Consider the following 21,155-nt stretch of genomic DNA (forward strand, 5'->3'; position numbering starts at 1 on the left):
TCGGACAGAATCTGTTCGGATTGTTCTTCTTTTTTCTTTATAAGTAAGATAAATAAGATGACTAAATTTGAAAGTAGTGTCAAGGTGATACCTTATAGCCAGGAACGTGTGTACGAGAAACTTGCCGATCTTAGTAACCTGGAAGCTATTAAAGATCGTTTGCCCGAAGACAAAGTGAAAAATATGAGTTTCGATACTGATACACTTAGTTTCAATGTGGATCCTGTAGGACAACTGACCCTGAGAATTATTGAACGGGAACCCAGTAAATGTATTAAGTTTGAGACTACCAATTCGCCTCTACCTTTTAATATGTGGATTCAGCTTGTGGCTGTATCCGAAGAAGAATGTAAACTAAAGGTAACTATTGGGCTGGAAATCAATCCGTTTATGAAAGCGATGGTACAGAAACCTTTGAATGAAGGATTGGAAAAGATGGCTGATATGTTATCTATGATACAATATTAATAGCTATGGCACAGAAACTTTGGGAAAAATCAGTTGAGGTAAATAAGGATATAGAGCGATTTACCGTTGGACGTGACCGTGAGATGGATCTTTATCTTGCAAAGCATGATGTACTTGGTTCGATGGCTCATATCACGATGCTCGAAAGTATCGGATTGCTCACAAAGGAAGAATTAGCTCAGTTGCTGACCGAACTGAAAGATATATATGCTTCTACGGAGAGAGGCGAGTTTGTAATAGAAGAAGGAGTTGAAGACGTGCACTCGCAGGTAGAACTGATGCTTACGCGTCGTTTGGGTGATGTCGGTAAGAAGATTCATAGCGGGCGTTCTCGTAATGATCAGGTGTTGCTTGATCTGAAACTTTTCACTCGTACTCAGATCAGAGAAGTAGCAGAGGCTGTAGAGCAATTGTTTCATGTTCTGATTCGTCAAAGTGAGCGTTACAAGAATGTTCTGATGCCGGGTTATACTCATTTGCAAATTGCGATGCCTTCTTCGTTCGGGCTTTGGTTTGGAGCGTATGCTGAGAGTTTGGTAGATGATATGCTTTTCCTGCAGGCTGCTTTTAAGATGTGCAATAAGAATCCTTTGGGCTCCGCTGCCGGATATGGCTCTTCATTCCCGCTGAACCGCACGATGACTACGGAATTGCTGGGATTCGATTCTTTAAACTATAATGTAGTGTATGCCCAGATGGGACGTGGAAAGATGGAACGCAATGTCGCTTTTGCCTTGGCTACGCTTGCAGGAACGATTTCTAAATTGGCTTTTGATGCTTGTATATTCAATAGCCAGAATTTTGGTTTCGTGAAGTTGCCGGATGAATGTACAACCGGATCAAGCATTATGCCACATAAAAAGAATCCGGATGTGTTCGAACTGACACGTGCCAAATGTAATAAGTTACAATCGTTGCCGCAGCAGATTATGATGATTGCCAATAATCTGCCTTCCGGATATTTCCGTGATTTACAGATTATAAAGGAAGTCTTTTTACCGGCTTTTCAGGAGTTGAAAGATTGTCTGCAGATGACTACCTATATCATGAATGAAATTAAGGTGAATGAGCATATCCTCGATGATGATAAATACCTTTTTATTTTTAGTGTAGAAGAGGTGAATCGTCTGGCACGTGAAGGTATGCCATTCCGGGATGCTTATAAGAAAGTAGGGCTGGATATTGAAGCCGGTCACTTTTCGCATGACAAGCAAGTACATCACACCCATGAAGGAAGTATTGGCAATTTGTGTAATGATGAGATTTCCGCATTGATGCAACGTATCATCGAGGGTTTCAACTTTCAAGGTATGGAACAGGCGGAGAAGACCTTGTTGGGGCGTAAATGATCCATCCAGACCATGCATAGAGTTATCTCTTTTGCATGGTCTTTGATTATAAAATATCCTTTTCCACCTTTATTGAAATATTTTCATCGGAAAAAGTTTGGCAGAAAGGTAGAAACTACTTATCTTTGCACCCGTTGAAAAAATGCGGAAATAGCTCAGTTGGTAGAGCATAACCTTGCCAAGGTTAGGGTCGCGAGTTCGAGTCTCGTTTTCCGCTCTCTTTGAAAGGATGCTCGAATGGTGGAATGGTAGACACGAAGGACTTAAAATCCTTTGGCCATTGCGGCTGTGCGGGTTCAAGTCCCGCTTCGAGTACGAGCGTCTAGTCAGAAGCCTTGTAAGCCAAATGCTTACGAGGCTTTTTAAATTTATTACAGGCAATATATAGAAATAGTTCATGTTCTACGTGCGTATATTAGCTTCTCTTACAAACATACATTTCGATCTTCCATCTTTTACCTTTTTATACTTACTCCCTTAATAGTCAATGTGATGAATGGGTGGAAAATCGCGTTTTTAGTCCGTTTATCTTCTACTCGTATCTTCCATCTTCCACCTGAATATTAGAGAACCTTATAATCGATAATATGCTGATTTACAATATTAAGAAGCATGTTGATTAACTAAATACGTTGTTTAAAGCATCTTGTTTTCTTTTATTGTTTAGTCGAAAATACTCTGTTCTTTATCCTGTCCCTGCTGTCTGTGTTCACGAGCCCACGTATCTGTGCCCATAGGTCCGCATACCGGAGACCATGAGCTCGCGTACCAGGGCTGAGATAAAGATATTGAGATTCATTATAATAGACTTGAATACAATGTCTTAAGAGTAGGGGCAAATATAGTTGTTTGGTTTATGATTTGTAAAGAAGAAAAGAATCGTTATGCTCTATCGGGATGGTAATTGGGATAAGGTTATATTGATTAAGATCATTTTCTTTTTAATTCCGATCCATAAATTGAGACTGGGATTACGTATCACACTTCTAATGTGAATTACTTTAGTCGGGTTATTGTATTCTCTTTTGAAAATACTTCTGAGGATCTTTATGCTTTTAGGCTATTGCATGGACTTTCTTGAGATTCTTCTTCTTTTTTATACCTAAAAAAGTACTACTTTTGTAATAAGCCTTTGTCTTTTTGTAAAAAGGATATTGATACTTTTATATATGTTCTAATTATCAGTGATTTGTATTACTGAGAAGTATAATCGACTGTTAAACACACACGCATTAAATATGAAGTTAAAGTTTCTCTTTCTGTTTCTAAGCTATAGCTTATCGATACATTCGCAAAATAACTTATTGTATGCTGACTCGTCAAAAGATTCGCTTTTTTTTGAACAAAAAAAGGCACTGCTTACGGCAACATGGCATAAACCTTTCAGTTATAGCAGTATTCAGAGCAATCATGCTCCTTTAGGCCCCTATATGGGGAATGGAGATGTAGGGGTAGTGGCATTTACATCGGACAATAGTCAGACATTAAAGATATCGAAAGTGGATTTTGTTACGGATGGCTGGACAGACTGGGCAGGCAGTGGTCCGGCTGCTTTGCCCATTGGCGGGGTGAATATCACTGTAAACTCTCCGGTATATTCCGGCTTTGTCACAGTCAACCGGGCGGACCCTTCCGGATTTAGTTATCAGATGGACCAGTTAAATAGTGAGTTACGAATGACTACTGCTACTGCTCAGCAGGTTAAAATGGTCAGTTGGATGGGAGTGAATGAAAATATGATAATAACTGAGTTGACCACCTCTTCAAAAACTCCGGTTCCTATTTCGGTAGATACTTATGCTGATAATCAATCTGCTTCTTATACAACTACAGCACAGGTGAATGGACAAATAGCTCAAGTCACTCGGCAAACGAAGACTGATGCGGTGAGATGGATTTCCTGTGCCGGTATATCCACTAAAATAGTGGGAGTTATGTCTAAACCGGAATGCCTGTCCGAGTCGATGGTCCGATCAAATTTTCAGCTGACAGCTTCCGATACGGTTCTCGTTGTGGTATATGTTTCGGGAGGTGGAAAAGGAAATGATCCGCAACTGCCAACGGCCTATAACAAACTGTTGACTTTAAATAAAGCGGATGTGACTCAATTGAAAATGGCGAAAAAAGCATGGTGGAAAGATATGTGGACCCGTTCGTATGTGGAAACGAATGACGAGTTGTTGAATCGTCACTACTTGTCGTCCATTTATTTACTGGCTTCTGCCTATAACGAACATTCACCGGTATCCGGTGGCATGTATGGAGTCTGGAATATGGATGACAAAATGATGTACCATGGTGATATCCACCTGAACTATAACAGTCAGGCGGGATTCTATAGTGCTTTTTCATCCAATCGTCCGGAAATAGCCTTGCCTTTCTATAAAACGATAGAGTTGCTGATACCCGAAGGAAGACGGCGGGCAAAGGAAGAAATGGGAATTATGCATCCATCATGGGAAGGAAAGTCTTGCAGGGGAATACTATTTCCTGTGGGGGCCTTGGGTATCGGGGTATTTTATAATTATTATTGGCAACAAACCATGAATGCTCCGTTCAATGTTCCTCTGTTCAGTTGGTATTATGAATACACCGGTGATTTGAACTTTTTACGGTATCGGGCGTATCCTTATATTCGTCTTTGTGGCGATTTTTATGAAGACTATATGCAGAAGGAGACATACGGCAAATCATATCGTTATACCATAACGACAGGAGGACACGAGGATTCGTGGGATCTGAACCCTCCTTCCGATTTAGCTTTTGTGAAACAGACGTTCGGTTTGTTAGTGAGGTACAGTAAGTTGTTGGGAGTAGATCAAAAACGACGGAAGAAATGGAACGACATTTTGTCTCATCTTCCGGAGTATAAGGTGATAATGCCGACCAAAACACCTAATCAAGGCTTGCCTGTCTATGCGAAGAACGAGGCCGGATGGGATTTGCCAAGCCATGCCATACAGCTGCATGCTGCCTATCCCTGTGAAATACTGAATTTACATTCGGACTCTACAGCCTTGCAGATAGCCCGAAACACATTGTATTATTATGAGGTTTCTCAAAAGGGATTTACCAATACGATGAACGAATTGGGATTGAGTGCTTTTGTGATGGGGGCCCGTATCAGATTTGATCCCGATCTCTTATTGGAAAATATGAAGACTTTGATAAAAACGGCCGGAACTAATTTTCTGATTATCGACGGGCATCATTGTACTGAGAAAACTGCTGTTATAGAGACGGTAAACTCAATGATGCTCCAAACGGTGGAGGGTGTCATCTATCTTTTTCCATGTTGGACACAAACACCGGCTGCGTTTACGAGGCTTAGAGCAAAAGGAGCCTTTCTCGTTTCTGCCGATTATGACGGAACGTCAGTGGGCGGTCTGAAAATCTTTAGTGAGAAAGGAGGTATATGCAGACTGAGCAATCCTTGGAGGGGAAGAAAACTTCGGGTCACCGAGAATGGAAAACCCGTCTCCGTGAAAGAACAAAACAATGTCTGTTCATTTATTACCCGAAAAGGAAGCACTTATACGATAGTAGGTCTTTAACGGTACGAAGCGTCATTCTTTTGTGAGAACAAAAGTGGTACTAATGGAATATAAGTGCTGTCAATCAAAAAAAAAGCCGGAATGCAACACGATACATTCCGGCTTTACTTTCCTAATCAAACCTAATCTAACAAACCATTTATGAAGTTGTCCGGCCGCCGATTACCCGCATCGCTGCCGTGTAATATTCACATGGAACGGAAAGCAATATGCTGCCTATACCTTTGTCTTTCATAGCCACTTCGATAGATGCGGCTTTCAGGAGGCTTTTGACACTTGCTACTTCCCATGGACTGCCCGCGAACACTTCAATCTGAGAAATCTTTCTGCTTACTATCATTTGCTCTTAATTGTTTAATGGTTACGGATGCAAATATAGCAGGTTGTTTGTTCATTTAAGAACAATTTCTGTTCAGATTATAACACTTTTGTTGCAAACGTTTGCTCAATTTCGTATTTGATTGTTTTTTGTTGTTTTTGAGACATGATTATTTCTCGTCATTCTTCCGAATTTCCACTCGTCGGATTTTACCGCTAATGGTCTTAGGCAATTCGTCGACAAATTCGATGACGCGTGGATATTTATAAGGAGCTGTGACTTTTTTCACATGATTCTGGAGCTCTTTTACCAAGTCTTCCCCTTTGCGTTCACGATACTCTTTGGCCAGAACGATGGTAGCTTTCACTACCTGTCCGCGTATTTCGTCGGGAACGCCGGTTATGGCACATTCTACTACGGCGGGATGTGTCATCAATGCACTTTCCACTTCGAACGGACCAATACGGTAACCGGAACTTTTGATTACGTCATCGGCGCGTCCCACGAACCATAGATAACCGTCTTCATCTTTCCAGGCTACGTCGCCAGTGTAGTATATTCCGTCGTGCCATGCTTCGTGTGTACGCGAGGCGTCCCGATAGTATTCTTTGAACAGTCCCAGTGGCTTTCCTTTGTCAGTCCGGATTACGATCTGTCCTTGCTCTCCGGCTTCTACCGACCGTCCTTCGTAATCGATCAGATCAACATTGTATTGTGGATTGGGCACCCCCATACTTCCCGGTTTGGGTTCCATCCATGGGAAAGTGGCTACTGTCAGTGTAGTCTCGGTCTGCCCGAAGCCTTCCATCAGTTTGATGCCTGTTAACTTTTTGAATGTGTCGAAAACAGCCGGATTCAAGGCCTCACCTGCAATGGTGCAATATTCCAATGACGAAAGGTCATATTTCGTCAGGTCTTCGTGGATGAGGAAACGGAAAATGGTGGGAGGGGCACAGAGTGAAGTGACATGGTAATTTTGTATCTTTTCCAATATATCGGCAGGAGTGAACTTTTCATGATCATACACGAATACATTTGCTCCGGCAATCCATTGTCCGTAGAGCTTTCCCCACACTGCTTTTCCCCAGCCGGTGTCGGCAATGGTGAGATGGAGGCTGTTTTCTTTCAGATTGTGCCAGAAACTACCGGTTACGATATGCCCCAATGGATAAGTGAAGTCGTGTGCAACCATCTTAGGCTCTCCGGTTGTTCCGCTGGTGAAGTACATCAGTGAAATGTCATCGTTGGTGTTCGGATGTTCCGGCTTTACGAAAGGCGCCGCATGCTCGATGCCCTGATGGAAGTCATCAAATCCTTCGGGTATTTCGGGCCCTACGCTAACTAAATGCTTTACAGTAGGAGAGTCCGGCATAGCATCTATTATGTGTTTGGTGACCACTTCTTCTCCGGCAGCCACAATCATTTTTATGTCGGCTGCATTGCAACGGTATACAATGTCTTTCTTGGTTAGCAGGTGTGTAGCCGGAATAACGACTGCCCCTAGTTTGTGCAGGGCAATGATGCTGAACCAGAATTCATAGCGTCGTTTCAATATCAGCATGACCATATCACCATGTCCGATACCCAGGCTCTGAAAATAAGAGGCTGTCCGGTCAGTATATTGTTTCATATCCGCAAAAGAGAACTGGTGGTGTTCACCTTTGTCATTAGTCCATAATAAGGCCGGTTTGTCTGGTTGTTCGGCAGCCCAGGCATCCACTATGTCATATCCGAAGTTGAAGTTGTCCGGAACGTGTATCTTTAAGTTTTTCACAAAGTCTTCCTGTGAACTGAAGGAAGTTTGAGATAAAAATCTATCTATCATCTTGTTTATTTAAATAATTACATGATTACTGCCAGGAAACGTACTGTTTTCCCGTCGAGTGCTTTCATTCCATGAGGTAGTTTTGAATTGAAGTACAGGCTGTCCCCTTCGTTTAATATCAAGTCTTTTCCATCTATACTGATCATCATGCGGCCTTCAAGTACCAGGTTGAATTCCTGTCCGCTATGACTGTTATAGTGTATCGGCTCGATGTCGGGTTTGGGTTCGACAGTTACAATGAACGGGTCGGCATTCCGGTTCATAAAACCTGCTGCCAGTGACTGGTATTTATAAGCCTTTGTGCGCTCAATACTGGTTCCTTTTCCTGCACGGGTCAGGAAGTAACTACTCATCTTGGGCTCTTCGCCAAACATCAGAGCGTCGAGAGCGATTCCGTATTTACGTGCGATTTTTTGCAGCATACTCACTGAAATGTCGTAATCTCCCGTTTCCGCGAGGCGATATTCTTCCGCTGAAATCTCGCAATCACGGGCGATGTCTTCGGCCGTCAGTTCGAGTACGTCACGTAATCCGCGCAGACGTTCTGCTATTTGTTTAATTTGGTCGTCCATATCAATTTTAGTGTTTAGTGATTATTTGTTTTATATTTTGTGATTACAGTGTCCGGCCACTATCTTGATGCTTTCATTGCTTTAATGATGGCAGAGGTGAATCCATTATGCTCCAGTTCGTTGATGCCTTTAATGGTAATTCCGCCGGGTGTAGTCACTTTGTCGATCTCAACGCTTGGATGGGTGTCATTGTTCAGTATCAGTTCGGCGGCACCTTTTACAGATTGGGCAATCATATCCATGGCATCCGATGGCCGGATTCCCATTTCGATGCCCGCTTGCATGGCAGCCTGAATATATTTCAGTACGTAAGCGATACCGCAGGAAGTCAGGGCGGTAGCCGCTTCCAATTTGTCTTCAGGCAAAATCATTGCCATACCCATCTCGCTGAATAGATTGACCATCAGTGCTTCTAATTCTTGGCCGGCATTTCGCGAAGCAATCAGTGTCATGCTCTGTAATTCACTGATAGCTGTGTTGGGGACAATACGGAACATAGGCATTTCAGGTTCTACTACATCATGAGCCAATTGTTCGAAACTGATACCGGCAGCAACAGAGACCAGAATCTGTTTGCTTCTTAGTTTCATTTCTCGGAGTACACCTCTGATCAGCCAAGGTTTCACAGCTAGAATCACGATATCAGCACCAGTAGCAGCTTCAGCATTATTGCGAGTGATAGCAATAGAAGGAAATTCTTTCTTTAGTGCTTCCAGCTTTCCAATGCTGGGGTTGGATACTATTATATCGGAAGCCGGAATCAGCTTACCTTTTGCCAGTCCGCAGGCAATGGAGCCCCCCATATTTCCTGCACCAATGATAGCTACTTTCATATTATATAATTATTTAGTCTGTTTCTGACAAAGGTATAAGTAAAAAGTGAAAATACGAGCAAACGTGGCAGGTATTTTCACTTTTTCACTTTCCTTATAAGGATGCTGATTATTAACCGAGTACTTTTCTTAGCCGGGCGAGGAATTCATCGGCTTCCTCTTTGCTGAGGCAGAGAGGAGGCAACAATCGGATTACGTTCGTACCGCTGGCACCGGTAAATACTTTTTGTTCGTGGATCAGGCGGCTCCGGATTTCCTTTACCGGTTGGTCAAATTCCATTCCGATCATTAATCCGCATCCGCGCACTTCTTTGATTTCCTTGAATTTTTTCAGTTCTTCCAGCAGATAGGAGCCGATGTTGGCTGCATTTTCTACTAAATTCTCCTGTTCGATGACATCCATTACTGCCAATGCAGCCGAGCAAGCCAGATGATTGCCCCCGAAAGTTGTTCCAAGCATGCCATATACGGGTGTAAACATAGGACTGATCAGTACTCCGGCCATCGGGAATCCGTTTCCGATTCCTTTGGCAACTGTAATAATATCCGGTTTGATTCCGGCATATTGGTGAGCGAAGAATTTGCCACTACGTCCGTAACCGCTTTGTATTTCATCCAGAATCAGGATTGTTCCGTGTTCTGTACAGGCTTTGCGGAGCTCTTGCAGGAATTCGGGAGTCGGTATTTTGATACCGCCAACTCCCTGTATGCCTTCAATGATGACAGCACAAATATCTTCTTTTGCCAATTCGGCTTTCGCAGCCTCTATGTCATTTAGCGGAAGGTAGGTGATGTGTCCGTTGGCATTGATCGGAGCTATAATTTTAGGATTATCTGTGGCCTCGACTGCTAGTGAAGTGCGTCCGTGAAAAGCTTTCCCAAAAGAGATCACTTTGGTACGTCCGTTATGGAACGAAGCCAGTTTCAACGCGTTTTCATTTGCTTCGGCACCACTGTTTATCAGGAATAGGGAATAATCTTCATACCCGGATATTTTTCCGAGACGTTCGGCTACCTGTTGTTGCAGCTTGTTGATTACGGAGTTTGAATAGAAGCCCAGGGTTGCCACCTGCTTGCTAATCATGTCAACATAATGGGGATGAGCATGTCCGATAGAGATAACGGCATGGCCTCCATAAAGATCCAGGTATTCGGTTCCATTCTCGTCCCAGACGTGACAACCCTTTCCTTTTATTATGTTTATATCGAAAAGTGGATATACATCAAATAAGTTCATTGTTTCTTCTTAGAATGCAGAGGGCTTGAGGCGCAGGCCTACCGTTTCCTCCAGGTTAAACATCAGGTTCATGTTGTGGACAGCCTGTCCGGATGCACCTTTCAATAAATTGTCGATGCAAGAAATGATCAGTAATTTATCGCCGTGTTTTTCCAGGTGAATCAGACATTTATTGGTATTTACTACCTGTTTGAGGTCTATGTTTTTATCAACGATGTGGACAAACGAATCTTTGGCATAATATTCCTCATACATGCGTACGATCTCTTCCAATGCTACTTTTGTTTTCACTACCAAAGTGGCAAAGATGCCGCGGGGGAAATCGCCGCGATAAGGGATAAAATCAATTTCCGCATCAAAACTGTTCTGGAGTTGTTTCAGCGATTGCTTGATTTCAGGAATGTGCTGGTGTTCGAAAGCTTTGTATACACTCATATTGTTGTTACGCCAACTGAAATGACTGGTTGCACCGGGTTTTACTCCCGCTCCCGTGCTTCCTGTAATGGCGTTTACCATTACGTCCTCATTTAGCATCAGGTGTTTTGCCAGTGGGAGCAGTCCCAGCTGGATGCAAGTTGCGAAACATCCCGGATTAGCCACATGCTTTGCTGTGCAGGTTGCACGACGATTTAGTTCCGGCAGACCGTATATGAAGTCATGATCCGGTGAAGCTATGCGATAATCCATTGAAAGGTCTATAATTTTCAGTTCCTCCGGGATATTATGGCTTTCCATAAATTTCTTCGTATCCCCATGGGCTGTACAGAAGAACAGTACATCGATATCTTCCAACGGAAGTTCGTCTGTAAAAGTCAGGTCACACTCTCCGTAAAGTCCCTCGTGTACATCAGTAATTTTGTTTCCGGCGTTACTGGTACTGTTGATAAATACGATTTCAGTCTCGGGATGATTGATAAGCAGGCGGATAAGTTCGCCTGCTGTATATCCTGCTCCACCAATGATTCCTGCTTTTATCATACCTCTTCGTCCTTATGGTTAGCATAGTAAACACGTAGTGGGGTAGAAGTCACCTTGATGAAGCCTTTTGCATCTTCGGCCGTCCAACCCTTTTGCATTTCTCCATATTCACCAAACTTGGTCTTTACCAAGTCGTCTTGTGATTCTACACCGACAGTAGAGAATGACAACGGACGGAGCTCAAGGATGGCTGTACCGTTCACATTACGTTGTGATTCTTGAAGCATTGCTTCGATATCACGCATCACCGGTTCCAGGTATTGGCTTTCATGAAGGAACATACCATACCAGTTAGCTACCTGATCTTTCCAATATTGTTGCCATTTGCTCAATGTGTATTTCTCAAGGAAACGGTGTGCACCGATGATCAACATTGGAGCGGCGGCTTCGAATCCTACACGTCCTTTGATACCGATGATAGTATCACCTATATGCATATCACGGCCAATACCGTAAGCAGCACCTATCTCTTCCACTTTTTGGATGGCGGCAATTTTATCTTCGAACACTTCTCCATTCACGGCGTGAAGTTCACCATTCTTAAATTCAAGGCGCAGAAGTTCACTTCCCTCTTTCGTTACTTGCTTCAGGTAGGCCGTTTCGGGCAATCCTTGTGCACTGTCCAGAATTTCTCCGCCGCAGATTGAAGTCCCCCATAGTCCGACATTATAAGAGTATTTTAGTTTTGTAAAGTCTGCTTCGAAGCCATTTTTGTTCAAGTAGTCGATTTCTTCCTGACGGCTGAGTGCCATATCGCGGGTCAGCGTAATAATTTCTACGCCCGGAGTCATGACAAGGAATGTCATGTCGAAACGAATCTGGTCGTTACCGGCCCCTGTCGAACCGTGTGCAATGGCTTCCGCACCAATCTCTTTCGCATAGCGTGCGATGGCCAATGCCTGGAAAATACGTTCGGAGCTGACAGAAATAGGATAGGTACCGTTACGTAGTACGTTACCGAATATCATATACTTCAAACTTTTTTCGTAATATTCCTGAGTGACGTCGAGTGTGACATATTTCACAGCACCCAGTTTGTAGGCATTCTCTTCATTCTGTTTCAGTTGTTCTTCGCTGAAGCCACCTGTGTTGGCACACGCTGCATACACTTCATATCCTTTTTCCTTGGCCAGGTACATTACAGTGAAAGAGGTATCGAGACCTCCGCTGAATGCAACCACTACTTTCTTTTTCTGTTCCATAGTGCTGTATATTTTAAATGTTATTTCTTTCTTGTTCTTTTTTTATGTTATGCGGATCTGTCGGATCATATAGCATAGCGGTGCAGATGCAGAATTTACGGTCCTTCGCCATCAGTATTTCATGGTTTATGCACCCTTCACATCCTTTCCAAAAGGCTTCGTCGTCGGTCAGCTCGTTAAAAGTGACCGGTACATATCCCAATTCCGTATTCATTTTCATCACGGCTGCGCCGCTGGTCAGACTGAATATTTTAGCTCTGGGCCATCGTAAACGAGCCAATTGGAAAGAGGCTTGTTTGATACGTTTGGCCAGTCCTAATCCTCGGAAGTCAGGGTGTACGATCAATCCTGAAGTAGCAACGTATTGCTTGTTTCCCCATGATTCAATGTAGGTAAATCCGGCAAATACATCTCCGCAAAGAGCTATGATTGCTTTTCCTTCTTTCATCTTGGTGGCTACGTACTCGTGTGTACGTTCTGCTATTCCGGTTCCGCGTACTTTTGCTGCGTTTCTGATTGTCTCCAAAATAGTGTCAACGTAAACCTCATGCGAGGCGTCGGCTACCATAACATCTATTTGTTGAGTGTCCATTGTTGATTTAGTATAGAGTATAATTGTTGTTAGTTAGTTGATATTCGGAATAATGAGAGACAAGAAATGTCGTACGGCAGTGGGCGTTGCCCCTTCACGTAGTACCAACATAATGGTATCGTCTCCGGCAATTGTTCCCAAAATGGTGTCAGATTCACGGTTGTCGATGTCGTAAGCCATGCTGCTGGCATAGCCGGGGCGAGTTTTGATTACTGCGATATTTCCGGAAAACTGAAGGGAAATGAAGCCATTGTTCATCAACATTTCACTGGCACTCTGGTCGCCGACACGTTTGTACATGATGTCGTTGGGTAATACATATACATATTTTCCGTTCATGCTGGCGGCTTTGGCCACTTTCAGTTGTTTCAGGTCACGTGAAAGAGTAGCTTGTGTCAGTTCAAATCCTTCCTGACCTAATTCTTGCAAGAGTTCTTCCTGTGAACCTACTTCCTTACTGGAGATAATCATTTTGATGGCGTCTAACCGGTTTGCTTTCTTCTTCATCTTGTATAATTATTCTAAGAATGACGCAAAAGTATGCAATATTTTGGAAATAGTATGCATAAAAAGCTGTTTTTTTACTCTTTTTATACATAAAAATAGCATGTGATGTAGAAATATGCAGAATTTGGATTGGAAGTGATATATAATTTAGGGGGGAGTAATTTTTGGGGTGAAAGTAAAAAGAGGAATTTAGATTGATCCGGGAATTCTCTCAAAATTTAGGTATGATCCCAAATTTTCAAACTGAGCTACAATCCGTTAATTCCGATTCTTTTTCTTAAAAACAAACAAGCCACTCAAATAGAGTGGCTTGTTTGTGCGAATGTCGGAATGAGGCGACTCGAACGCCCGACCCCTACGTCCCGAACGTAGTGCGCTACCAACTGCGCTACATTCCGCTACTTGCAAAGTGGTGCCACCAGGAATCGAACCGGGGACACAAGGATTTTCAGTCCTTTGCTCTACCAACTGAGCTATGGCACCTTTGTGATTGCGGGTGCAAAGATAGGTATAATTTTTAATACTGCAATAGTTTGGCAAAGAAAATATGAAATATTTGTCCAAAGGGAGTGGAAATCTTTTTTCTTGTTTTGATTTTACGATGATCTTACGTCTTTCTTCAACGAAAATGATATTAATACGTTTCTGTCGGTGAATTAATGAAATTAGGAATGGACAGCAGACAAAGAAGATGTATGAAAATCTGTAAGACTTAGTATCTTTGGGTTAGAGACTGTATGAATATGCATAGATGCAACCGGAAGAAAAGGTTTCTTAAAATGTGGTCATCCTCAATAAAATAAACGTTTGTCTTTATTATATGTATAATGCTATTTCCTTATCTTTACCGCAAAATTATGTAGCGGGTAACTGCGGACATGTTCATAACAAACAAAACAAATAAGATTTTCAGTTAGAAGTATATGATGATCTACATTATCTTTAGCGTCTTTATAATCATTATTCTTTTTATTTGTGCCAGATATTGGTATTTGTGGAGAAAGATAAGTGTGCAAAAGAACGAATGGGTGGCTCAAACCAAGGAATCAGATACGATTTTACGTAGTATGAACGCTTGCTTTATCTTGATAAATAGTGACTTGGTGGTGATAAGGACCAATTATTATGATTTGAGTGGAATCTCAGAAGAGCCTGCGTCCTCCGGTAGAGTCGGTGATCTGCTGAATTGTAAAAACGCTGTTCGTAGTGGCGGAGGATGCGGGGCACATAAAAATTGCGAAAATTGCATGATTCGCCATACTATTGAGAATGCATTCTGCCATAAAAAGGGTTTCCATAAATTAGAAGCATCCATGAGGCTGCTCAGTTCGGATCATCAACAGATTATTCCTTGTGATGTTTCTGTCTCGGGTACTTACTTGAATAATGAAGGTCACGAACAGATGTTACTGACTGTCTATGATATTACTGAATTGAAGAATATGCAGCGGTTGCTGAATATTGAAAAAGAGAACGCTGTTTCTGCCGAAAAGTTGAAATCTGCTTTTATAGCTAATATGAGTCATGAAATTCGTACCCCACTGAATGCGATTGTCGGTTTTTCCGGTTTGCTGGCTTCTGCGGATGATGATACGGAAAAAAAGATGTATCTGGATATTGTAGCGGAAAACAATGATCGTTTATTGCAGATAGTGACGGATGTACTCGACCTTTCAAAAATAGAGTCGGGTAGCCTGGATTTCCATTATTCCGAATTTGATGTAAACGATTTGTTGTGTGGTCTGCATGGCATTTTAAACATACGTCTGAAAGACAAGCCCGAAATTAAACTGAATTGTGAGGCAGGAACAGATGAATGGATCATTTATTCCGAGCAACATCGTATCGTACAGATAATCACAAATCTGGTACATAATGCGATGAAGTTTACCCACAGTGGGGAGATTTGTTTCGGATGTCGTCCCCAAGGAGAGGACGAGATTTACTTTTATGTTTCTGATACAGGTATTGGCATTCCTGCCGGAGAACAGGATAAAATATTCGACCGATTTACCAAATTGGACCATGAAGTACCCGGAACAGGGCTGGGACTGACTCTTTCACAAACTATCGTACAGAATCTGGGGGGAGAAATGGGAGTCGAATCGGAAGTGACAAAAGGATCTACCTTCTGGTTTACCCTTCCTTTGAAATCCTGAGCAGATTTATGAAAAATAAGAGGTTGTATCCGGTAGAATATAGAATAAACTTTCGGATACAACCTCTTTCATTCAGGTAGATAGATACACTTTTAACTTTGTTTCTGTGGGGTGTCCTTATCGGATGAAACAGAGCCGGAACCTGTCGATGGGGCAGAAGTTGTACTACCGACAGTGGTAGTGCTGCTTGTTGCCGGACCGGCGGTAGTTGCTGTTGCCGGAGCAACTTGTGGTTTAGCTTGTGTTTCCCAGTGGAACGGTTCGAAAGTACTGTTCGGGTCAGCCCATGATGGCTTTTTAGCTGCATAAATGATAAACGGAGCAATCACAACAACCAAAGCACCGATAATCAATACAGAGAACCATACCGTGTTGCTACCTGTAGAAATCTGGCTGGGCGGGATAAAGCTGAGGATAAACGCCAGTAATGAACCGAGGAAACCGAGGCCGCCGACGATCCACATCAAGCCGTTACCTTTTTTACCGATACGGAACGGACGGTTAGCTTTCTTCATATTATAGCGCAGGTAGATGGCACCAGAGAACATGAGTAAGTACATCACCAGATAAAGAATAACTGTCAGCTGTGACAAGATCTGATAGAAGCTCTGTACGGAAGGCATAACCACAAACAGAAGGCTCAATACGGTAACAGCACCACCCTGAACGAACAGGATATTTTTCTGTACACCCAATTTATTGGTTTTCTGGAAGAACGGAGGCATATAACCGGCCTTACCTACGGCAAAGATACCTTTGGACGGACCGGCAACCCATGTCAATACACCTGCCAACACACCGAATGCAAGAGCAATGGCGATGATCGGTGATAACCAGGATGCATGGATATATCTAAAATAGTTGTCGAAGCCAACAAGTAAACTCTGTGTCAGGCTGATATCTTTGGCCGGGATAATGATACCTAGTGAGAATGTACCCAAGACGAAGATGATTACAGTAATAAGTGCACCGATAAATACTGCTTTCGGATAGTTCTTTGAAGGGTTTTGCATATCCTTTACGTGGATACCGCCCATTTCCATACCGGCATAAAAGAGGAAGATACTTGCCGCTAATACCACGTTATCGAAATTCGTAAGGTCGGGGAAGAAGCTGCTATGGAAGTCAAGGTTGGAATGCCCTCCGGATGCCAAGTAAACAATACCCAGGATAATCAGCAGGGCAGCGGGGATGATGGTTCCCACCATACCGCCTATTTTAGCTACTTTACCTACCCATCCCATTCCTTTCAGTGAGATGAAGGTAGCCAGCCAATAAATGATAAGCACAACGGCCAGTGTATAGTATTTGTTGCTGGCCAGTGTCATGTCGTGTGTATCATTCATTCCGATGAAAGCGATAGATACAGCACCGAATGTCAATACAGTCGGATACCAGATCGTACTTTCAATCCATTGTACCCAGATGGCAAGGAATCCCAATTTCTTTCCGTACGCTTCGCCTACCCAACGGAACACACCACCCTGTTTGTCCTGGAACATGGCAGCCAATTCCGCCGCAACGAGTGATGTCGGAATAAGGAATACGATAGCTGCGAAAAGATAATAGAAGGCCGAACTCATTCCATATACGGCCTCGGCAGGAAGTCCGCGTAGGGATACTACTGCCGTTACGTTCATGATCGCCAGGGTGAATACCCCTAGTTTCACTGCTTGTTTAATATTTGCCATAAGTTAAGGTTTTAAGTGAAAAATATTTTTAAGTCAGTGTCTATAACAACGTTTAACGTGAGATGTTTTAGTTTACTAACGTCAAACTTGGTTAATTAACATCGGTGAAGAGTGAAATCACCGGTTCCTCTATTGAATCCGGGTGGGTATCAAACAAATCGTGTAGGACTCTTGTTCCTTCTGCATAATAAAATAACCTATAAAATATCAGCGCTTATGAAAATGGCTCTTTCTGATTTTGCTTTGCGGAAGAAAGGGATTTACGGCATTTTACATGTCATCATCCTGCTGCTTTCCCTGTTTCTGGTCATCAGCATCTCGATAGATACGTTTAAGGGTATCCCTTTTTATACCCAATCGGTTTATATGAAAGTTCAGCTATGGATTTGTGTCTTATTTCTGTTCGATTTCATTCTCGAGTTGTTTCTTTCGAAAAATAAGTGGCACTATCTTAGTACGCATTTCATCTTTTTGTTGGTGGCGATACCTTACCAGAATATTATATCCTATATGGGATGGACTTTTTCACCCGAAGTGACTTATATGATTCGTTTTGTTCCTTTGGTTCGAGGCGGCTATGCGATGGCTATTGTGGTGGGGTGGCTTACTTATAATAAGGCTTCCGGACTGTTTGTTTCCTATCTGACTATGTTGCTTGCTACTGTTTACTTTTCAAGCCTGGCTTTTTTTGTACTCGAACACAAGGTCAATCCCCTGGTGACCGGTTACGGAGATGCGCTTTGGTGGGCGTTTATGGATGTGACTACGGTAGGTTCCAATATTATTGCTGTCACCGTGACGGGACGTGTACTTTCGGTGTTGCTGGCGGCACTGGGTATGATGATGTTCCCGATCTTTACGGTTTATGTCACCAGCCTGATTCAAAAAAAGAACAAAGAGAAAGAGGAGTATTATAAACAATTGGAGGCAGCTGACGAAAGTAAGCCAAAATAACTGTTCAGGAATAAGTATGCCTAAAAAATACTGCCCATCTGCACGTAGCAGACAGGCAGTATCCCAACTAATTAAACTTTGTATGATGTCATCAGTTAATATGCTTGTTCAGTTCATGCCATTTATTGATTTCCGGAAGGATACCCATAGCGATCACTTCATCACGTAATTTGCATAAGTGAGCGTAGCTCTCTTCCATTTCTTTTTGCTCTTCGGGAGTTCCCTGTATTTCCTTATAGCTCACACCTTCTTTCGTGATAGAAGTCTCCATTGCCATCAGGATATGATCGAACTTTTTGTCGGATACGTACGTTCCTGCCGGCCAGCGGAAAGGTTGTCCGCCCATGGCTGCTGCAATCATTTCGATAGACAGATAGGCCGGACTTTGGAATGAAGAGCGCCCGCGCAGGTCGATGATATGCTTTCCACCTTGGATGACGCGTACTTTCAGGTCTTCCCAATCCTGCATAGGCATACGTGGAGTATCTATAATTTTAGTAAGCGCTTCACCTTGTACTTTGGTGGTAGAAGCGAATACGGCCATCTGTTCTCCGTGTCCGCCATACGTACGGCAATTCACTATTTCAGATGCGGGAATATGAAGGTATTTCACTAGTTCGTTTTGCAGACGTGTACTGTCCAAAGCTGCTAATGTTGATACTTGTGACGGTTTCAGTCCGGCATAGAGTAAGACAATCAATCCGGTGATATCGGCAGGATTGAATACGACAACCACATGTTTTACGTCCGGGCAATATTGGCGGATATCTTTACCAAACTGGGCGGCGATTTCTGCATTACCTTTCAGTAAATCTTCACGGGTCATGCCTGCTTTACGGGCAGCACCACCGGAGGACACAATGTATTTGGCTCCCGACAAAGCTTCTTTGATGTCTGAAGTGTAGGTCAGGTTTACTCCCTCGAACGCACAGTGATACAACTCTTCAGCCACGCCTTCCAAAGCGGGTGCATAGGGGTCGTACAGGCAGATGTTCGGAGTCAGTTTCATCATTAAGGCAGTCTGTGCCATGTTAGAGCCAATCATTCCGGCAGCTCCTACAATCGTAAGTTTTTCGTTGGTTAAGAATTCCATAATTTATATCTTTTTTAATTCGACAATTGCTTTGTTTTTTTGTTTCCGATGCAAAGATAACTTGTTTATGTGCAGGTTGTTTATCGAAAAAAGTTTTGCGCTATAATGAAAAGTTATCATTTGCCAATGATAACAAGCAGATGCGGCAATATGTTTTTCGGCGGCTAATCATTCTTACGTCTGTTTTTTATTTATCTTTGCAGTAAACAGAATGAAGATTATGAGCATTGAATTAGGAAAATTCAACCAGCTTGAGGTAGTCAAGCAGGTCGATTTCGGTATGTATCTGGATGGGGGAGAAGAGGGAGAAATCCTGTTGCCCACCCGCTATGTACCCGAAGATTGTAAGTTGGGAGACTGGTTGAACGTCTTCCTTTATCTGGATAATGAAGAACGGTTAATAGCTACTACATTGACACCTTTGGTACAAGTAGGGGAGTTTGCCTGCCTGGAAGTATCGTGGGTCAACCAGTTCGGAGCTTTTCTTAACTGGGGATTGATGAAGGATCTGTTTGTCCCTTTCAGCGAGCAGAAGATGAAGATGCAGGTAGGGAATAAATACGTTATCCATGCCCATATTGATGATGAAAGTTTCCGGATCGTAGCTTCGGCCAAAGTAGACCGTTACTTATCTAAAGAGAAAGCTTCTTATCAGCCTGGTGAAGAAGTGAACATCCTTATATGGCAGAAGACAGACCTCGGGTTTAAGGCTATTATTGAGAATATGTATAGCGGCTTGCTGTATGATAGTGAAATATTTCAGACTTTACATACCGGCGATGTACTGAAAGCATACGTCAAGCAGGTACGCGAAGATGGCAAGATAGATCTGATTCTCCAGAAGCCGGGCTTTGAAAAGATAGATGATTTTTCAAAGACACTTCATCGCTACATCACAGAGCATGGGGGATGGATTGGACTTACAGATAAGAGTCCTGCCGAGGAGATTTATGACACGTTCGGTGTCAGTAAGAAGACATTCAAGAAGGCCGTTGGCGATTTGTACAAGAAGCGTCTGATTCTTCTTCATGAAGACGGCATCGAGTTGGTACGTCCCTAAGTTGAATAGGGAAAACCCTACGTATGAATAGATAGAATCATTAGGGTGGGGAGTTTCCTCACCCTATTTTTGTGATATTAGAAACAATAAAAACTAAACGACATGCGAAAAGTAATCATAACTCTTTGTTTCTTGTTTGTTGCATTTGTTGCACAAGCCGGAAGAATCAGTGGAATAAATATCCAAAGCTCAGGTGAGGCGATTCTTGTCTTTGTGGATGGCGAGCAAATCTGCACTCCGACGGAGACTTGTTTCATTGCTAACTATTCGGGCAGGCACCGGATAGAAGTATATGCAGTACGTTATATACCACGTACCGGACAAAGTGTGAAAGGCGACTTGCTGTTTCAGGAATGGGTCTCAAATCCCGGTATGAATATCAGGGATATTCGGGTGGGCTATAATGATCGTCCTGATTTCTGTCCCGATCGTCCGGTGCGTCCCGGCTATGATGTAGTGATGAACCGTACAGAGTTCGACCGTTTTCTGAGAACTGTGAAAGACAAACATTTCGACTCAGACCGTAACAAGCTGATTGAAACTACACTTGTTTCGACAGGCTTCACTTCCGACCAATGTCTCCAATTAGTAAATCTGTTCAGTTTCGATAGTGAAAAGATAAAACTGATGCAGGCTATGTATCCACGGATTGTTGATAAACCCAATTTCTATCTGGTCATCGAAAGCCTCACTTTTCAGTCGGATAAAAACAAGATGAACGAATTTGTGAGAAAATACCATAATCAACGTAACTAAAACCTA

At 42.8% G+C, this 21,155-nt stretch carries 18 protein-coding genes and 4 tRNA genes; 9 read left to right on the top strand and 13 right to left on the bottom strand.

Going from position 1 to position 21,155, the window contains the following annotated elements; genetic code table 11:
• Positions 1-57: 57 nt before the first annotated feature.
• The 5 genes from BSHG_RS15055 (at position 58) to BSHG_RS15035 (ending at position 5,371) form a co-directional block, all read left to right on the top strand.
• The gene (locus BSHG_RS15055) at positions 58-468 is read left to right on the top strand and encodes an SRPBCC family protein (protein WP_005796501.1); all 411 of its coding nucleotides are present in this window, start codon (positions 58-60) and stop codon (positions 466-468) included.
• A 5-nt stretch (positions 469-473) separates the two neighbouring features.
• Positions 474-1,817 (top strand): argininosuccinate lyase, encoded by a 1,344-nt coding sequence (gene argH, locus BSHG_RS15050; RefSeq protein ID WP_008658306.1) that lies wholly within the window; start codon positions 474-476, stop codon positions 1,815-1,817.
• Between the two features lie 144 nt (positions 1,818-1,961).
• A tRNA-Gly gene (locus tag BSHG_RS15045) sits at positions 1,962-2,034 on the top strand.
• Positions 2,035-2,048: 14 nt separating this feature from the next.
• Positions 2,049-2,132, top strand: a tRNA-Leu gene (locus tag BSHG_RS15040).
• Positions 2,133-3,001: 869 nt separating this feature from the next.
• The gene (locus BSHG_RS15035; protein ID WP_008658307.1) at positions 3,002-5,371 is read left to right on the top strand and encodes a glycosyl hydrolase family 95 catalytic domain-containing protein; all 2,370 of its coding nucleotides are present in this window, start codon (positions 3,002-3,004) and stop codon (positions 5,369-5,371) included.
• A gap of 139 nt (positions 5,372-5,510) precedes the next feature.
• Here BSHG_RS15035 and BSHG_RS15030 read toward each other — a convergent pair whose 3' ends face one another.
• The 11 genes from BSHG_RS15030 to BSHG_RS14980 form a co-directional block, all read right to left on the bottom strand.
• Positions 5,511-5,711, bottom strand: a complete 201-nt coding sequence (locus BSHG_RS15030; protein ID WP_008658309.1) for a DUF2007-related protein — start codon at positions 5,709-5,711, stop codon at positions 5,511-5,513.
• Between the two features lie 148 nt (positions 5,712-5,859).
• On the bottom strand, positions 5,860-7,515 hold the full coding sequence (locus tag BSHG_RS15025; protein WP_005784390.1) for an AMP-binding protein: 1,656 nt from the start codon (positions 7,513-7,515) through the stop codon (positions 5,860-5,862).
• A gap of 17 nt (positions 7,516-7,532) precedes the next feature.
• Positions 7,533-8,087, bottom strand: coding sequence for a helix-turn-helix domain-containing protein (locus BSHG_RS15020; protein ID WP_005784392.1), 555 nt, complete (start codon positions 8,085-8,087; stop codon positions 7,533-7,535).
• Between the two features lie 59 nt (positions 8,088-8,146).
• Complete coding sequence (proC, locus tag BSHG_RS15015) at positions 8,147-8,920, bottom strand: pyrroline-5-carboxylate reductase (protein ID WP_005796496.1); 774 nt, start codon at positions 8,918-8,920, stop codon at positions 8,147-8,149.
• A gap of 112 nt (positions 8,921-9,032) precedes the next feature.
• Entirely contained in the window at positions 9,033-10,157 is a 1,125-nt protein-coding gene (locus tag BSHG_RS15010) for an aspartate aminotransferase family protein (protein ID WP_008658315.1), read from the bottom strand.
• Positions 10,158-10,166: 9 nt separating this feature from the next.
• On the bottom strand, positions 10,167-11,135 hold the full coding sequence (gene argC / locus BSHG_RS15005; RefSeq protein ID WP_008658317.1) for an N-acetyl-gamma-glutamyl-phosphate reductase: 969 nt from the start codon (positions 11,133-11,135) through the stop codon (positions 10,167-10,169).
• Positions 11,132-12,337, bottom strand: coding sequence for an argininosuccinate synthase (locus BSHG_RS15000; RefSeq protein ID WP_008658319.1), 1,206 nt, complete (start codon positions 12,335-12,337; stop codon positions 11,132-11,134). The genes argC and BSHG_RS15000 overlap by 4 nt, the downstream gene beginning before the upstream one ends.
• A gap of 13 nt (positions 12,338-12,350) precedes the next feature.
• Positions 12,351-12,929, bottom strand: coding sequence for a GNAT family N-acetyltransferase (locus BSHG_RS14995; RefSeq protein WP_005784400.1), 579 nt, complete (start codon positions 12,927-12,929; stop codon positions 12,351-12,353).
• 33 nt (positions 12,930-12,962) lie between these two features.
• Positions 12,963-13,436, bottom strand: coding sequence for an arginine repressor (argR, locus tag BSHG_RS14990; protein WP_005796492.1), 474 nt, complete (start codon positions 13,434-13,436; stop codon positions 12,963-12,965).
• Positions 13,437-13,761: 325 nt separating this feature from the next.
• Positions 13,762-13,834: transfer RNA gene (locus BSHG_RS14985), tRNA-Pro, on the bottom strand.
• Positions 13,835-13,846: 12 nt separating this feature from the next.
• Positions 13,847-13,919, bottom strand: a tRNA-Phe gene (locus BSHG_RS14980).
• Positions 13,920-14,359: 440 nt separating this feature from the next.
• On the opposite strand from BSHG_RS14980, the gene BSHG_RS14975 reads away from it, so the two are divergent.
• A complete protein-coding gene (locus BSHG_RS14975; RefSeq protein WP_014298213.1) occupies positions 14,360-15,595 on the top strand; it encodes a sensor histidine kinase in 1,236 nt (411 codons plus the stop codon).
• A 92-nt stretch (positions 15,596-15,687) separates the two neighbouring features.
• On the opposite strand, the gene gadC is transcribed toward BSHG_RS14975, so the two are convergent.
• Positions 15,688-17,286 (bottom strand): putative glutamine/gamma-aminobutyrate antiporter GadC, encoded by a 1,599-nt coding sequence (gene gadC, locus BSHG_RS14970; RefSeq protein ID WP_005784405.1) that lies wholly within the window; start codon positions 17,284-17,286, stop codon positions 15,688-15,690.
• Positions 17,287-17,502: 216 nt separating this feature from the next.
• Between gadC and BSHG_RS14965 the strand changes: the two genes are divergently transcribed.
• Entirely contained in the window at positions 17,503-18,240 is a 738-nt protein-coding gene (locus BSHG_RS14965; RefSeq protein ID WP_005784407.1) for a potassium channel family protein, read from the top strand.
• 91 nt (positions 18,241-18,331) lie between these two features.
• Here BSHG_RS14965 and BSHG_RS14960 read toward each other — a convergent pair whose 3' ends face one another.
• A complete protein-coding gene (locus tag BSHG_RS14960; protein ID WP_008658324.1) occupies positions 18,332-19,333 on the bottom strand; it encodes a malate dehydrogenase in 1,002 nt (333 codons plus the stop codon).
• Between the two features lie 220 nt (positions 19,334-19,553).
• On the opposite strand from BSHG_RS14960, the gene BSHG_RS14955 reads away from it, so the two are divergent.
• Positions 19,554-20,393, top strand: a complete 840-nt coding sequence (locus BSHG_RS14955; protein WP_005796486.1) for a S1 RNA-binding domain-containing protein — start codon at positions 19,554-19,556, stop codon at positions 20,391-20,393.
• 102 nt (positions 20,394-20,495) lie between these two features.
• On the top strand, positions 20,496-21,149 hold the full coding sequence (locus BSHG_RS14950; RefSeq protein ID WP_005784413.1) for a DUF4476 domain-containing protein: 654 nt from the start codon (positions 20,496-20,498) through the stop codon (positions 21,147-21,149).
• The last annotated feature ends 6 nt before the right edge of the window (positions 21,150-21,155 follow it).

Origin of the sequence: Bacteroides sp. 3_2_5 (assembly GCF_000159855.2) — a bacterium.
GTDB lineage: Bacteria > Bacteroidota > Bacteroidia > Bacteroidales > Bacteroidaceae > Bacteroides > Bacteroides fragilis.

Excerpts from the sequence above, each read along its gene's own strand:
- BSHG_RS15055 (WP_005796501.1), top strand. The coding sequence starts at position 58 with ATGACTAAATTTGAAAGTAGTGTCAAGGTGATACCTTATAGCCAGGAA.
- argH (WP_008658306.1), top strand. The coding sequence starts at position 474 with ATGGCACAGAAACTTTGGGAAAAATCAGTTGAGGTAAATAAGGATATA.
- BSHG_RS15030 (WP_008658309.1), bottom strand. The coding sequence starts at position 5,711 with ATGATAGTAAGCAGAAAGATTTCTCAGATTGAAGTGTTCGCGGGCAGT.
- BSHG_RS15025 (WP_005784390.1), bottom strand. The coding sequence starts at position 7,515 with ATGATAGATAGATTTTTATCTCAAACTTCCTTCAGTTCACAGGAAGAC.
- BSHG_RS15020 (WP_005784392.1), bottom strand. The coding sequence starts at position 8,087 with ATGGACGACCAAATTAAACAAATAGCAGAACGTCTGCGCGGATTACGT.
- proC (WP_005796496.1), bottom strand. The coding sequence starts at position 8,920 with ATGAAAGTAGCTATCATTGGTGCAGGAAATATGGGGGGCTCCATTGCC.
- BSHG_RS15010 (WP_008658315.1), bottom strand. The coding sequence starts at position 10,157 with ATGAACTTATTTGATGTATATCCACTTTTCGATATAAACATAATAAAA.
- argC (WP_008658317.1), bottom strand. The coding sequence starts at position 11,135 with ATGATAAAAGCAGGAATCATTGGTGGAGCAGGATATACAGCAGGCGAA.
- BSHG_RS15000 (WP_008658319.1), bottom strand. The coding sequence starts at position 12,337 with ATGGAACAGAAAAAGAAAGTAGTGGTTGCATTCAGCGGAGGTCTCGAT.
- BSHG_RS14995 (WP_005784400.1), bottom strand. The coding sequence starts at position 12,929 with ATGGACACTCAACAAATAGATGTTATGGTAGCCGACGCCTCGCATGAG.
- argR (WP_005796492.1), bottom strand. The coding sequence starts at position 13,436 with ATGAAGAAGAAAGCAAACCGGTTAGACGCCATCAAAATGATTATCTCC.
- BSHG_RS14975 (WP_014298213.1), top strand. The coding sequence starts at position 14,360 with ATGATGATCTACATTATCTTTAGCGTCTTTATAATCATTATTCTTTTT.
- gadC (WP_005784405.1), bottom strand. The coding sequence starts at position 17,286 with ATGGCAAATATTAAACAAGCAGTGAAACTAGGGGTATTCACCCTGGCG.
- BSHG_RS14965 (WP_005784407.1), top strand. The coding sequence starts at position 17,503 with ATGAAAATGGCTCTTTCTGATTTTGCTTTGCGGAAGAAAGGGATTTAC.
- BSHG_RS14960 (WP_008658324.1), bottom strand. The coding sequence starts at position 19,333 with ATGGAATTCTTAACCAACGAAAAACTTACGATTGTAGGAGCTGCCGGA.
- BSHG_RS14955 (WP_005796486.1), top strand. The coding sequence starts at position 19,554 with ATGAGCATTGAATTAGGAAAATTCAACCAGCTTGAGGTAGTCAAGCAG.
- BSHG_RS14950 (WP_005784413.1), top strand. The coding sequence starts at position 20,496 with ATGCGAAAAGTAATCATAACTCTTTGTTTCTTGTTTGTTGCATTTGTT.